The 14,318-nt window shown below is 57.3% G+C and carries 12 protein-coding genes; 5 read left to right on the top strand and 7 right to left on the bottom strand.

Annotation, left to right across the window (positions count from 1 at the left end; genetic code table 11):
- Positions 1–107 precede the first annotated feature (107 nt).
- Both ubiD and JAO79_RS00560 read left to right on the top strand, forming a co-directional pair.
- On the top strand, positions 108–1,595 hold the full coding sequence (gene ubiD / locus JAO79_RS00565) for a 4-hydroxy-3-polyprenylbenzoate decarboxylase (protein ID WP_199005230.1): 1,488 nt from the start codon (positions 108–110) through the stop codon (positions 1,593–1,595).
- 14 nt (positions 1,596–1,609) lie between these two features.
- On the top strand, positions 1,610–2,602 hold the full coding sequence (locus tag JAO79_RS00560; RefSeq protein ID WP_199005229.1) for a 2Fe-2S iron-sulfur cluster-binding protein: 993 nt from the start codon (positions 1,610–1,612) through the stop codon (positions 2,600–2,602).
- Positions 2,603–2,606: 4 nt separating this feature from the next.
- Here JAO79_RS00560 and JAO79_RS00555 read toward each other — a convergent pair whose 3' ends face one another.
- From JAO79_RS00555 to JAO79_RS00530, 6 genes are all read right to left on the bottom strand, one after another.
- Entirely contained in the window at positions 2,607–3,848 is a 1,242-nt protein-coding gene (locus JAO79_RS00555) for a heme biosynthesis HemY N-terminal domain-containing protein (protein WP_199005228.1), read from the bottom strand.
- Positions 3,845–4,933, bottom strand: coding sequence for a uroporphyrinogen-III C-methyltransferase (locus tag JAO79_RS00550; RefSeq protein ID WP_199005227.1), 1,089 nt, complete (start codon positions 4,931–4,933; stop codon positions 3,845–3,847). Before JAO79_RS00550 ends, JAO79_RS00555 begins: the two co-directional genes overlap by 4 nt.
- A gap of 23 nt (positions 4,934–4,956) precedes the next feature.
- On the bottom strand, positions 4,957–5,760 hold the full coding sequence (locus tag JAO79_RS00545; RefSeq protein ID WP_199005226.1) for a uroporphyrinogen-III synthase: 804 nt from the start codon (positions 5,758–5,760) through the stop codon (positions 4,957–4,959).
- Positions 5,741–6,682 (bottom strand): hydroxymethylbilane synthase, encoded by a 942-nt coding sequence (gene hemC / locus JAO79_RS00540; protein ID WP_199005225.1) that lies wholly within the window; start codon positions 6,680–6,682, stop codon positions 5,741–5,743. The genes JAO79_RS00545 and hemC overlap by 20 nt, the downstream gene beginning before the upstream one ends.
- A 108-nt stretch (positions 6,683–6,790) precedes the next feature.
- Positions 6,791–7,546: a LytR/AlgR family response regulator transcription factor gene (locus tag JAO79_RS00535; RefSeq protein ID WP_199005224.1), complete on the bottom strand. Its 756-nt coding sequence runs from the start codon at positions 7,544–7,546 to the stop codon at positions 6,791–6,793.
- A gap of 14 nt (positions 7,547–7,560) precedes the next feature.
- Positions 7,561–8,541, bottom strand: a complete 981-nt coding sequence (locus JAO79_RS00530; RefSeq protein ID WP_199005223.1) for a sensor histidine kinase — start codon at positions 8,539–8,541, stop codon at positions 7,561–7,563.
- A gap of 182 nt (positions 8,542–8,723) precedes the next feature.
- Here JAO79_RS00530 and argH point away from each other — a divergent pair, with 182 nt between their 5' ends.
- Positions 8,724–10,130 carry an argininosuccinate lyase gene (argH, locus tag JAO79_RS00525; protein ID WP_199005222.1) on the top strand — a complete coding sequence of 469 codons (1,407 nt, stop codon included), beginning with the start codon at positions 8,724–8,726 and terminating at the stop codon, positions 10,128–10,130.
- Between the two features lie 52 nt (positions 10,131–10,182).
- Here argH and JAO79_RS00520 read toward each other — a convergent pair whose 3' ends face one another.
- Positions 10,183–12,627: an EAL domain-containing protein gene (locus JAO79_RS00520; protein ID WP_199005221.1), complete on the bottom strand. Its 2,445-nt coding sequence runs from the start codon at positions 12,625–12,627 to the stop codon at positions 10,183–10,185.
- Positions 12,628–12,845: 218 nt separating this feature from the next.
- Here JAO79_RS00520 and lptM point away from each other — a divergent pair, with 218 nt between their 5' ends.
- Both lptM and lysA read left to right on the top strand, forming a co-directional pair.
- Positions 12,846–13,034: an LPS translocon maturation chaperone LptM gene (gene lptM / locus JAO79_RS00515; protein WP_199005220.1), complete on the top strand. Its 189-nt coding sequence runs from the start codon at positions 12,846–12,848 to the stop codon at positions 13,032–13,034.
- A gap of 32 nt (positions 13,035–13,066) precedes the next feature.
- Positions 13,067–14,317: a diaminopimelate decarboxylase gene (lysA, locus tag JAO79_RS00510; RefSeq protein WP_199005219.1), complete on the top strand. Its 1,251-nt coding sequence runs from the start codon at positions 13,067–13,069 to the stop codon at positions 14,315–14,317.
- Position 14,318 lies beyond the last annotated feature (1 nt).

Below are 14,318 nucleotides of genomic sequence, written 5' to 3'. Positions count from 1 at the left end.
TTTCCGTTTTGGCCCCCTCGCCCGGCTTGGTTCCAACTCCCCAGTCCAAACACTGACTTTGGCCGACTGCTCCGCGAAGGCGCAGCAGGCCGAAAGCGGAGCATCCAATGAAATACAACGACCTGAGAGACTTCATTGCCCAGCTGGAAAAACTGGGAGAGCTAAAGCGCATCCGCGTAGAAGTTGACCCCCATCTGGAAATGACCGAAATCTGCGACCGCACCCTGCGGGCAGGTGGTCCGGCGTTGTTGTTTGAAAATCCCAAAGGCTATGACATGCCCGTGTTGGCCAACTTGTTCGGTACGCCGAAACGGGTTGCGTTGGGTATGGGGCAGGAAGATGTCACCGCATTGCGAGAAGTCGGTAAACTGCTGGCGTTTCTGAAAGAGCCGGATCCCCCCAAAGGTTTCAAAGACGCGCTGGAAAAACTGCCCATCTTCAAGCAGGTCATGCGCATGAGCCCGAAAGTGCTGCGCTCGGCACCTTGCCAGGAAGTGGTGATTGAAAAGGATCAGGTTGATCTGTACCAGATTCCGGTACAGCACTGTTGGCCCGGGGATGCGGGGCCGCTGGTGACCTGGCCTCTGGTGATTACCCGTGGTCCCAATAAGGAACGCCAGAATCTCGGCATTTACCGGCAGCAGGTGATTGGCCGTAACCGGTTGATCATGCGTTGGCTCAGCCACCGCGGGGGCGCTCTGGATTATCAGGAATTCCGCAAAGCAAACCCCGATAAGCCGTACCCGGTTGCCGTGGCACTCGGTGCCGACCCGGCCACTATTCTCGGAGCTGTGACGCCGGTTCCGGACAGCTTGTCCGAATACGCCTTTGCCGGCCTGTTACGCGGTTCCCGTACCGAACTGGTGAACGCCGGGCTCAGCGATCTGCAGGTACCGGCCAGTGCCGAGATCGTGCTGGAGGGCTTCATCTATCCCGACGATACCGCGCCAGAAGGGCCGTTTGGTGATCACACCGGTTATTACAACGAAGTGGATGAGTTCCCGGTGTTTACCGTTGAACGCATCACCCACCGTAGAGACCCGATCTACCACAGTACCTACACAGGCCGTCCGCCCGACGAACCTGCCGTGTTGGGTGTGGCGCTGAACGAAGTGTTCATTCCGATTCTGCAAAAGCAGTTCCCGGAAATTGTGGATTTCTATCTTCCGCCGGAAGGTTGCTCCTACCGACTGGCCATTGTCACCATGAAGAAACAGTACCCCGGCCATGCCAAGCGCGTGATGATGGGGGTATGGTCGTTCTTGCGCCAGTTCATGTACACCAAGTTCGTGATCGTGACCGACGACGATGTGAATGCCCGCAATTGGGAAGACGTTATCTGGGCCATGACTACCCGGATGGACCCGACCCGGGACACCACGTTGGTGGACAACACGCCCATCGATTACCTGGATTTTGCCTCGCCGGTGTCGGGGCTCGGCTCCAAAATGGGGTTGGATGCGACCAACAAATGGCCCGGTGAAACCGATCGGGAATGGGGTGAGGCCATCACCATGACCGACGAGGTCAAGCAGCGGGTGGACGACATCTGGGATAGCCTCGGGATTGAAATTCCGGAAAACTCCCCAAAATGAAGGGGTAGAGAGCCTTGCATCGCATTCACTTGTGCCCTGCAGATCTGAACTACCCCGTAAGCAGCACCAACGATCTGCTTTCCGCCGCCGCAGAAGCCGGCATTCAAGCGCCGGCGGCATGCCGTAATGGCGTTTGTGAAATTTGCGAAGCCCGTTTGATTAGCGGACAAGCGCTGAACACCCGCAATCAGCAACTCATTTTAACCGGAGAGCGCCTGATGATGTGTCGGACGCAGGCCCTCTCCGATATTGAATTGGAGATACCCGCCGTTATGGCAACAGCAAATCATCAGCCCCGAATATATCAAGCCAAGGTGGTGGACGTGAGCTCCATCAACCACGACGTATATCGGGTAGAGTTGAAGTTGCCCCGGCGCCGGGATGTGAACTTTCATGCCGGTCAGTATTTATCGGTTAATCTGCCGGACGCTGATCCCTGTTATTTCTCTATTGCCAGCAGTCCTGCGGAAGACAACATCGTTTTGCACATTCAGGCCACGCCGGAATGGGTGTCGGCGCAGAAGGTCATTGATGCGCTGACTTCAGGAGAAGATGTTTCAGTGCAATTGCCGCATGGTAAGGCTTGTTTGGCGGCAGCGCCGGATAAGCCGCTGGTCCTGGTCGCTGCGGGCACCGGTTTTGCACAGATGAAAAGCCTGGTGGAGTACCTGCAGGGTACGAACTTCAGCCATAGCATCAAGTTGTTCTGGGGCGTGCGGAAACACGAGGACATGTACCTGCGTTCGCTGGCCCAGCGCTGGCACGACGAGTCGGATGCTTTCACCTTCCTGCCAGTGGTCGGCGATGACGAAGACAACGATTGGGGTGGCCACCACGACCAGTTAGTACGTGCGGTGCTTGCGACGGGTATCGACTGGGGCAAGGTAGAAGTCCATGCCAGTGGCTCGCCAACCATGGTGTACACACTGATGGACGCCTTGGTCGAGGCTGGGCTTTCCGAGCAGGATTTTTATTCGGACGTGCTGGAGTATGCCCCAAGGGCCTGATTTCTCAGGCCTTGGGCATGGGTAGTTCAGGCAGGGCGGTGTCTGATTCAAACTCCTGCATGATCATCTTAACGCTGCTTTCTTCCTCACCCATGTGGGCATTCAGCCGGCTCAATTCAGCCAGGGTTTCACGGTCCCGCTTCAACTTGAGACTCGCGGTAAAATACTCCCGGGCTTTGCCCCAAAGCTGATTGCGAAGGCTCAGGCGCCCGAGAGCCAGTAAGAGCTGAGGGTTGTTGGGGCGATCCTTGTACCATTGCTCTGCGGTGAGCAGCTGCACTTCCGGGTCGCTCCCTTCCAGGCGCCCGTAGAGGTTGATCAGTTCGTCGCTCCAATGGTTGCGAAGCACCTTGCGCAGCAGGGTTTCGGCCTGTTCTTCATCGCCCAGACGAGCGAGCAAGCGCGCATAGTCATGAATGGTGTGTTCGTCCCGGCGCACGAAACGGGGCAGTTCATCCCACAAGCGGGTGAGAGGCTCCAGCGAGGCCTCCCGATCACTCTCCCGCTTGCGTTCACAATCTTCCGCGGCCCGCTCCAGCAAATTCTTCCAGACTTCTCGTTCCAGATCGTCCAGTTCACGTTCGGTGAGCACGCTGCGCTTACGCAATTCTGGCACGAGTTTGGACAGCTCTTTCCAGTCTTCCAACCGCAGATAGGTGGTTTTCAGCAGCTTTAACACGAACGGATGGTGGGGCGCTTCTTTGCGCAGGCGCAACAGTGTCGCCAGCGCCTGTTCCAAACGGTTGCCGGCAAGCTGCAATTGGGCCTGAGTGATGCCAACGGCAAGACTGGAGCCTGGGGTACTTTCAAACGCCAGTCGCAACAACTCGTCGGCACCCTCGTGATCGCCGGTTTCCGCGGCGGCCTGGGCCGCCGCCAGATAATTAATCAGTGGGGTGTCGGCATGGCTGGCAGCGCTCGAGAGCAGCTTGCGGGCTCTGGGCCAGTTGCCCTCGGCCAAAGCCAGCAAACCATTGGTGGTGCGACGTCGAGCCCGGCGTTCGTGTCCCCGGCTAACCCAGGTTGCCATCAAACTGGTGCCTTTGCGGAAGCGCTTGATGGCGTTGATCACCAGCAGGCTTACAACCACCAACAGCACGATCAGCGCTAATCCGACCCAGAAATTGGTTTCGATCAGGTAGTTGCCTAAGCTGATGCGGATGTAACCTAAGTCATAGGCCAAGCCTAGCGATAGACCGGTTCCGATCAGTAATGCGCCCAGAATAATCAGCAGCAGGACAATCATGAATCTTTACCCTCGCTGTCCGATGCCAGTCGGCCTGCCAGGCGCTCTTTGAGCAACCCGAGTGATTGGCTGACATCCGGCAACTTGGGGTCTACATGCTTGTCCGCCAGTTCTGTAAGCAGATCGGACAAGCCTTGAATGGCCGGGTTGCTCGAGTCGTACCATTCAGTAACGGTGCGACGGGCTTTGTCTAAAGCGCGCTCGTACAGCGCCTGATTGCCTCGAAGTACGGCCATTTCGGCTTCTTCGAGCATCAATTGCAGGTTCAGGCGAGCCCAGGCGCTTTGATCGGGAGACATCAGCGGCTTGACCGTTTCGTCCAGCCTTCGCACCACGACCACGTCTTTCAGCGTGCTCAGGAAGCGATTCCAGCCTCGGGTAAACATGTTGCTGCCATCTTCCGGAGCGTTGGTGTCTTCGCTCATGTTGAAGCCCGGTGCCTGATCGTGAATCAGTGCCTGGGTCGTCAGATCGTTTACGCTGGCGATGGCCGCTTCGAGCTTCAGGTACAAGCCGGTGCGGTCTACGCCCTCAATACTTTTCAGCGCCAGAATTTCTTTGGCCAGTTGTTCGCGCACCGGGTAAACGCCGATATCATCGGATTCCGCTAAGACTTCGTCGGCCGATTCCAGTGCAGAGAGAGCGCCACGAATGTCTTTTTCAATCATCAGGCGTTGGTTGCCCACGCGCAGCAGATATTCCGCTTCCGCCAGCAGCCAGTCGGTGCGTGTGCGGTTGCCGGCTTCTAGCAGTTCCCGGGCGTTATGGTCGATTTGCCGCTGCTGGGTTGCGATCAATTCACGTTGTTCGGCCAGCTTGCTTTCGAGTGCTTGAATGCGCTGGCTTTGCTCGCTCCCGCGACTTCCGTACAGATTCTCGAGTTGCTCGGTGTCTTGTTTCAGATCCTGAAGCAGCTGCAGACCGTTGTTCTGCCGGTTCCATTGCTGCCAGTTCCAGAGGGCAAGCAAAATCACAAGAATCAGGGCAACGATGGCGATGATCCAGACAGGCCAAAGGCGCGGTTTTTGGGTGTTGGTTTCTTCAACCGGGGCGGGCAATTGGTTCGTTGTCTCAGTCACGGGCATCCTTACACGGTTATCCGTTGTTGTTAGCTTCTCGCTGCAAGCGTTGAGGCGACGCTGGTTACCAGATTTTGATCGTCCAAACCGTTCGGAACGATCAGGTTTCGGAATCCGGCGTTCTCGGCTTGCCGAGCTACTCGTTCGGCCGGAACCACCACTAGCGTCCGATGCAAACTGCTGTGGTGGTCAGGCGCAAGTGCATTGAGATTGTTCAGGGTTTCTCCCGAAAGCGCAATGATGACTTCAGGCCGGAAGCTGCCGAAAATCTCGTCTACCTGTTCAGGAGGATAGTACGGCTGAGCCCGTCGGTACAGTGGCAGAACAGAGACTTTCGCACCTCGCTGTTCCAGAGTCTGGCGAATCAGCTCCCGGCCTTGCTCACCTCGCGCTAACAAGACCTTGTCGCCGGCCAGATTTTGCAGAGAGGGAAGCTCCAGCAACGCTTCGCTGGTCCAGCCTTGCTTGGGCTGGCGGGCTTTCAGACCATGGCGGGCAAACACCGAAGAGGTACCCGAGCCCACGCCGTACCATTGCAGGCCCAGCGGAATCTGGGGCCACCAGTTGTCAATGTGATCGAGTAACAGGTTAGCCGCAAAGGGACTGACGGCAATGACATGGCTGAAGTTGTCCAGTTCCTGCAGCAGTGTGCGCTGTTCAGGTGTCTCGGGTAGCGGCTCCCGAACCAGCAACGGCATGGTTCGACAATCCGCACCGGCGGCTCGAAAAGCCTCGGCCAGTCGCGAGGCTTCCGGTTCCGGCCGGCAAATCAGGATACGGCGGCCGGCCAGTTCGTAGAGGCACTGCCGACGATCAGGTTGGGGTGTGGCCATACACTTCAGCCAAAATTTTGTCGGCTCCCATGCCTAACAGCTGTTCAGCCAGCTCCCGGCCCAGACGTTCGCCCTCGGCTCTTGGTGCCCGGCCTTCAACACGAAGGATTCGCGTGCCATCTACAGAGCCCACCAGGCCGCGCAACCACAGCGTGTCATCGTCTTCCAGCAGCGCATAAGCCGCGATGGGTACCTGGCAACCGCCTTCCAGGCGACGGTTCATGGCGCGTTCCGCTTTGACGCGGTCTGCAGAATCGGCGTGGTTCAGCGGGTCAAGCAACTCGCGAAGTTCGTTGTCGCTCAGGCGGCATTCAATGCCGAGAGCACCCTGACCGACCGCGGGCAGGCAGAAGGTATCGGGCAGGCAGTAACGGATGCGGTCACTAAACCCGAGGCGCTTCAAACCGGAGCTGGCCAGAATGATGGCGTCGTAGTCGCCGGCATCCAGCTTTGCCAAACGGGTGTTAACGTTGCCGCGAAGCATTTTGATTTCGAGATCCGGGCGATTGGCACGAATCTGCGCTTCCCGTCGCAGGCTCGAGGTTCCGACCACGGCGCCAGCAGGCAGTTCGTCGATATTGGCGTAGTGGTTGCTGATGAATGCATCGGTGGGATCTTCACGCTCGCAAATGGCGACCAGGCCAAGACCTTCGGGAAACTCCATCGGTACGTCTTTCATGGAGTGCACGGCCAGGTCAGCACGGCCGTCCAGCATAGCTTCTTCCAGTTCTTTGACAAACAGGCCTTTACCACCAACTTTCGCCAATGGTACATCAAGGATTATGTCGCCTTGAGTTTTGATTTTGATCAGTTCGACGGTGATATGGCTGTGAAGCCTTTCCAGTTCGGACTTGATGAATTCTGCCTGCCACAATGCCAGGGCACTGCTGCGGGTTGCGATGCGAAGAATACGTTTGGACATTGCACTCACTGTCGTAGAGAAAAATGTAGTTACAAGGTTACCTTGAGAGATTGGAAAAGTCCCGTAAGGTGCCGGTATCTACCTCCTTTGGGTATGACCAGCACGCCGTCAGGGGGAGGGTTGGTGCTCCTGCAGCCACTGGCGTACCGAACTGGCGTGCCGGCGGCTGACGGCGAGCCGTTTGCTCAAGCCTCGCAGTTCCAGCTCGTTCTGGCCATCGTCGGTTCGTCGCAGGGCCTGAACATAACGTGTACCCACCAGCGTGTGCCGATGGATGCGGAGCAACTGTTCGGGGTAAGACTGCTCCAGCTCTTTGAGGGTGTAGTCACACACGGTTTCACCGCGGCTGTGGTGAAGCGTGACGTACTTCTGGTCAGCCTCGCAGTAATAAATATCCGTCAACTCGATGAGTTCGGTGCCGCGATGGGTGCGAACAGCAATCTGTTCGCCGGTTGTTTCCGGTTCACGGTTTAACGCCTGAAGCTGCACCCGGTTTACTTTTCCCGCCCGGGCCAGCGCGTCTGCCAGAGCCTCGCGCCGCACAGGTTTTAGCAGGTAGGCGACGGCGTGTACCTCAAAGGCCTGTATGGCGTAATGGTCATAGGCAGTGCAGAAAATGATGGCGGGCGGGTTGTTCAATTGGCTCAGTTTTTCGGCGGTCTGCATACCGTCCAGCCCCGGCATGCGAATGTCCAGCAAAACAATGTCAGGCTCAAGCTCGGCGACCTTGTGCAGGGTATCGTTACCGTCGGCGGCTTCGCCGCATACCTGATAGCCATCCTGGGCCTCGAGTAATCGCGTTATGCGCTGGCGGGCAAGCGGTTCGTCGTCAGCGATGAGAATACGTTGTGGTGCTGTACTCATGGTGACCTTGTTTTTTATCGTTGGCTTTGATGATTGGCCGTCCGGCGCGGTAAGCGCAGGGTGACGGTGTAGGTATCGTTCTGTTGACTCTGCTTGAGTATGGCAGGTGCGCCAAACAGAGCTTGCAGACGGGCCCGGGTGTTGGCCAGGGCAACGCGATTGCCTTGATGCTGTTGTTGCTCGGCATCCGGCTTCGGGTTTTGTACCATCACGTACACGAAATTACCCTTTGCGTAGGCCTCGATACGCACCCGGCCCCCGGTGGATCGCGGTTGAATGCCGTGGTAAATGGCGTTCTCTACCAGCGGTTGCAGCGTCAGCGGGGGAATGGCCTGGTGTTCGAGCCCGGTTGGTATCTGCCATTCAAGGGTGAGTCTGTCGCCTAAACGCAATTCCTCAATCGCCAGATAGCGCTTGCACAGCTCGAGTTCGCGTTTCAGCGGCACCAATTGATCGTCGGTACGAAGGCTGGCGCGAAACAGTTCTGACAAATCCAGCACCGCCTCTTCGGCCCGCTCCGGGTTGCTCGCGATCAGGCTGGCGATGGTGTTCATGCTATTGAACAGAAAATGGGGCTGAATTCTGGCCTGTAAGGATGTCAGCCTTGCCTGCATTTCGGCCTCGGTTTGCTGTTGCCATTGGTATTGCAGGTAAAAATACCGAAGCACCACGAGCGAAATCAGCAGTGCCAGCAGCAGTTTCTTGGCAATGCTCTGCCACGGCGAGAGTGCATGCTCCGGGTGCAGGACACGGTCGGCGAACAGGCTGAACAAAAGTACGTCGAGCAGCACAATAGTGACGATGACAAGCGTTGCGTGAGCAACGCTCCGACGGGCCAGCCAGGGCCGGAGCAGGCAGATCAGTGCGGCACTGGTAAGCGTGGTCCATTGCACGAACAGTGACAACAAGCCGAAATAGTTCCAGTCGATCCAGCTGCGGTCAGCTTGCACGATGGCAAGTACCAGCACCATCAGCTCGCTGGTGACCAGCAGCATGAACACCGCTCGAACCCGGCATAAGTCGGGCACGAAAAAATTGAGGCTGCTGGATGCTCGTGAGGCGTTGCTCGGTTTCAGGGAAGTCTCCTTAACCCGGGTCGGAATGTTATACTGCCCAAAATTTCATGTACCCACGGCCGGCGTGATGATAGCCGGGCTATCAGCAGGAAAGATAGACCATGACGGATCAGAAAAAACCTGACCAGACCACATCCTCCGAAAAACCCTGGGGCGGCCGCTTCAGTGAGCCGACGGATGCCTTCGTCGAGCGCTTCACGGCGTCGGTGGGTTTTGATCAGCGCCTGTATCACCATGATATTACCGGCTCCATTGCCCACGCCACCATGCTGGCGAAAGTGGGTGTACTGACCGACGCCGAGCGTGACCAGATTATTGAGGGCTTGAAAGGCGTTAAAGAAGACATCGAGGCAGGTCGGTTTGAGTGGTCTGTAAGCCTTGAAGATGTGCACATGAACATCGAAGCCAAGCTGACCGAACGCATTGGTATTACCGGCAAGAAGCTGCACACAGGCCGCAGCCGGAACGATCAGGTAGCCACCGATATCCGCCTGTATCTGCGTGATGAAATCGATGTGATTGCCGAAGAGCTGACGCGTTTGCGATCTGGCCTGCTGGATCTGGCGGAGCGTGAAGCGGCTACCATCATGCCGGGTTTTACGCACCTCCAAACCGCCCAGCCGGTGACTTTCGGCCACCATCTTCTGGCCTGGTATGAAATGTTGGTTCGGGATGCCGAGCGACTGCAGGATTGCCGCAAGCGAGTGAACGTCATGCCTTTGGGTGCGGCTGCGCTGGCGGGTACCACCTACCCGATCGACCGCAACATGACCGCCGAACTGCTGGGCTTTGATCGCGCTTCCGAAAACTCGCTGGATTCCGTCAGTGACCGGGATTTCGCCATTGAGTTCTGCAGCTTTGCATCTTTGCTGATGACCCATCTGTCCCGTTTCAGCGAAGAGTTGGTACTGTGGACCTCGGCTCAGTTCGATTTTATCGATCTTCCTGACCGCTTCTGCACCGGTTCTTCGATCATGCCCCAGAAAAAGAACCCGGACGTACCGGAACTGGTGCGTGGCAAGACTGGCCGGGTAAACGGCCATCTGATCAGCCTGTTGACCCTGATGAAGAGCCAGCCGTTGGCGTACAACAAGGACAACCAGGAAGACAAAGAGCCTCTGTTCGATACCGTGGACACGGTTAAAGGTTGCCTGAAGGCCTACGCTGACATGATTCCGGCGATCAAGGCAAAAGCGGACAACATGCGCGTGGCGGCGAAGCGTGGCTTCTCAACCGCGACGGATCTGGCGGACTACCTGGTCAAGAAAGGTGTGCCGTTCCGCGATGCGCACGAGATTGTGGGTAAGTCTGTAGCGTTTGGCGTTGCCGAAAACCGGGATCTGTCCGAAATGACTCTGGAAGAACTGCAGCAGTTCTCTGACGTGATCGGCGAAGACGTGTTCGATGTGCTGACGCTGGACGGCTCTGTGCAGGCTCGTGACCATTTGGGTGGTACCGCGCCGAATCAGGTACTGGCCGCCGTTGCCCGGGCCCGCGCTGCGCTCTGATTCCATGTGGTGTACGATGGGATGCCGGCACCGCTGAGTTGCCGGCATTCCCTTACCCGCCAATTCGCCCGGTGCTTAAATCCACCACCGCAGGCGTCAGGTCTTCCAGTGGTTGAGGTCGTGCCAGCCGGAAGCCCTGCCCGAAATGAATGCCCAGCGAGCGCACTTTTCGAAGCGTTTCATCGTTTTCAATAAACGTCGCAACGGTTTCTTTGCCGGTTGTTTCGGCGATCTGGTGCAGGGCATCCACCATAATCTGTTGCACCGGATCACTTTCCAGCTGATGCATAACCCGCTTGTCGAGTTTGATGATATCAACCGGCAAATTGGCGGCCAGACTGTAACTTTCCACTGAGGCTCCGGCACCTTCCAAGGCCACCCGGCAACCGATTTGATGCAGTGAATCGCAAAGAACCGCCACTTCGTCGGGGTAGCGGGTCGCGTGGGATTCACGAATCTCCAGACAAAAACAACTGGCCGCAAAGGGCGTTGTGGCCACAGCCTGTTCCATAAAGTCGGTAAATGTGTCGTCCAGAACCGAAGCCAGAGACAGGTTAAACCCGCAGTATTTGAGCCGCGGCACCAGTAAGCGGTGCTGGCTCAGCCAGGCCAGAGTTTGCCGGATAACTTGCCGGTCCAGCATTTTGGCGAGATCGTAACGTTCGGCTACGGGCAGAAAATGTTCCGGCCTGAGAAGGTCGTTGTCCGGACCGGCCGGAATACGGCAGAGTATTTCGACGTGGTCGCCCCAAGTTACGCTGGCAACCGGTTTCAAAGCCTGGAATTCCAGCACCAGCGACTCGTTATCCAGTGCCTGGCGCAGCTGCTGCAATCGCCGCTCGCTGCCGCTGTCGCTGTCCGTTTCTGTGGGTAAAGCGTGCGCGGTGTGGATCCGGTCGCGACCAGATGTTTTTGCGGTGTGGCATAAATCGGCGGCTTGGCTCAGGAGTAGGTCGGGTTGTTCCGGGGCCTCTTTGTCAATCACGAGCAGGCCCCCGCTGACGGTCGTCTGAAGAACGCTTCCCTGCCACTCAAACTGAAACTGGGCGATTTGCTCCCGGACTTCGTCGGCGATGCGCCGGGCCCGGGATTCCGGGCAGTTCTCGATAAACAGGGCGAAGGTGTCGCCGCCCAGACGCGCGAGGGCATCGCGTTTTCGCACGCGCAAGTTCAGTGTGCTGGCCAGCTCGCGCAGGTATCGGTCACAGGTGCCGGTGTCAGCGACTTTGCTGAAACTGTCAAAATCGTCAATGTCGAGAAACAGCAGGCTATCGACCATCTGACGTTTGTGACGATGGCTGATGGCGCGTTCCAGATGAACGCTGAAAGCGCGGCGGTTCATCAGGCCCGTGATAGGATCATGGCGCATGCGATGGTCACCACTACTGTGGTGTAGAACCCGACTGCTGATGTCTCGGCCGATCCGCACGGCACCGACCACTTCGCCGTTATCGTTGCGGATTCGTTGAAAGTGAAGCTCGAATAACGAGGACGGCGCGCCATCACCGAACAAGGGCATTTCGGCGATAAAATGGTCCCGTTCGAACGCTTTCTGCCACAAGCTTTCCATCAGGCGGCGTTCGTTGGGAAAGTCTTTCAGGAGCGTTTTGAGGTTGTCGCCCGGCTGGGGTTCTAAATCGAAGGCCATTCGGAATTGCTGCGCCCAAACGTCATTGAAATGCAGCAAATTGAAGTGAGTGTCGATGGCTACCGCCAGGTCAGGCGTTGCGCTTGCCATGGCTTCGAGCAAGCGTTGAGCTTGTTGTTTTTGTTCGTCGTGATGCATGGCAGAGCTGTGGTTGACCAGTACCCCGCCGATTCGGTTCACGCGGCCGCCGCTTTTGAGCGCCCGGCCGGACAGAGTGGCGCGTACCGGTCGTTGCCGACTGGTGAGGATCGGCAACTCGACACTGAACGCTTGCCCGGAGCGTATGCACCGGCGAATCAACGCGCGTATCCGGTTCTGGTGGGACTGGCAGTAGAACAACGCCTGTTCCGGCGACAGGACGGCCCCCACGCGCAGGTCTAGCAACCGGTACATGGCTTCAGACCAGAACACGTCATTGGACGCCACGTCGAGTTCCCAAAAACCAAAACTGGCACTGCGTTCAGCGAGTGCGAGCAAGCGGCCGTCCACCTTTTTGCTGCTTATCTGTGTAATGGAGGCGCGGGTTTCAGGGTTGCTTGGCAGCGATTCAAGGCGAAGGCCCAGTGATGCGGTAAAAAAGAAGCCCTCTTTGTGCTTGAACGTTACCAGAACGGTTTGACCGTCGGCCAACCGGTGACGGTGCGCCGGCGCGAACGGGTCGTCCTGGCGAGAGGCCAGAATGTGCTGTACCGACAGGCGTGAAAGTTCACTGGCGTCGTATCCGAACATGGCTTCCGCGTGCCTGTCGGCATGAGTAATGCGGCCGTCAACGTCTACCCGAAGCAGCGTTGGATGGATGGCAGGCCCGGTGGGGTCGGGTCGATAGCGTTGGATCAGGAACTCTTTCAAAGCACAGATGCCTCACGATGATCTGCCGGTACCGGTATCCGGCCGGAACCGAGTGTTGTTGTGGTTGTTTGCCCGAATGACTCCGAACTGTTCATCATACTGTCTATCGAGATGAAAAAAACCTTTCGCTCAGGGTGTTGCAGGGATAAGGCACTGACCTCGCGGTACAGGACGGGACTCGGGTATACTTCGTCTATTATTCACGCAAGGGTAAACGTATGCAGACGAAGAAATCGCTTCGGTTGGGCTATGTGACATCGTGTCTGCTGGTCATTTTCGCTGTGAGCGGCTGTGGGCAAAAGGGCCCCCTGTACCGGGACGCGCCGGTGGCAATAGACGCTGTTGAGGCTGAATCGGAGCGTGCTGAAACCGCTGATGACCGCGATAACGAGCCGATGGCGCGCTGACGTTTACCTTCCCTAACGAGTTCAGGAAAAGAATGGATCATTTCAATTACCGTGATGGCGAGCTTTACGCCGAAGATCTTCCGGTTGCCCGAATTGCCGAGCAGCATGGCACTCCGGCTTACGTATATTCACGCGCGACTCTGGAGCGCCACTACCGGGCCTACGACGATGCTCTGAGCAATCGCCCCCATCTGGTGTGCTACGCCGTAAAAGCCAACAGCAATCTGGCCGTGCTGAACGTTCTGGCCCGGCTTGGTGCCGGTTTCGATATCGTTTCGGCCGGAGAGCTGGAACGGGTCATTCGGGCCGGTGGCGACACCAGCAAGGTTGTATTTTCTGGTGTTGGCAAACAAGAGTGGGAAATGAAACGGGCACTGGAAGCCGGTGTGCGTTGCTTTAATGTTGAGTCTGATACCGAACTGGATCGCTTGAACGCGGTGGCCGGTGAGCTGGGTGTGAAAGCGCCGGTGTCCTTGCGGGTGAACCCGGATGTGGATGCTGGTACGCATCCGTACATTTCGACCGGTCTGAAAGAAAACAAGTTCGGTATCGATATCGCCGAAGCGCCTCAGGTCTACGCGCGTGCAGCGACTTTGCCAAATCTGGATATCAAAGGGGTGGATTGCCACATTGGTTCTCAGCTGACCACCGTGTCTCCGTTTCTGGATGCGCTGGATCGTGTGTTGGCGCTGGTTGACACGCTGGCCGAGCAGGGCATCAACATTCGTCACCTCGATATGGGGGGTGGACTGGGTGTGACTTACGATCAGGAAACGCCTCCGGAGCCTTCCGAATACGTGAAAGCCTTGTCTGAGCGCATGGGAGATCGCGAGCTGGAGCTCATTCTGGAGCCTGGCCGTTCGATTGCCGCCAACGCCGGCATTCTGGTGACCAAGGTGGAATTCCTCAAGTGCACCGAGCATCGCAACTTTGCCATTATCGATGCCGCCATGAACGATCTGATTCGCCCGGCACTATACAGCGCGTGGCAGGCCATTGTGCCGGTCAAACCCCATAACGAGGGTGAAGAAAAGATCTGGGATCTGGTCGGCCCTGTTTGCGAAACCGGTGATTTTCTGGGTAAAGATCGTGCGCTGACTCTGAAGGCGAATGATTTGCTGGCGGTTCGCTCAGCCGGAGCCTATGGTTTTGTGATGGCTTCCAACTACAACACCCGCAACCGTCCGCCAGAGCTGATGGTTGATGGTGATCAGGTGCATGTGGTTCGCCGCCGGGAGACGCTGGATGAACAGCTGGCCCCGGAAAGTTGCTTGCCGGAATGAG

The sequence above is a fragment of the Marinobacter litoralis genome, assembly GCF_016427555.1.
GTDB classification, from domain to species: Bacteria; Pseudomonadota; Gammaproteobacteria; order Pseudomonadales; family Oleiphilaceae; genus Marinobacter; species Marinobacter litoralis_A.
Note: the sequence above shows the minus strand (reverse complement) of the source record. Positions and strands in the feature narration are given on the sequence as shown.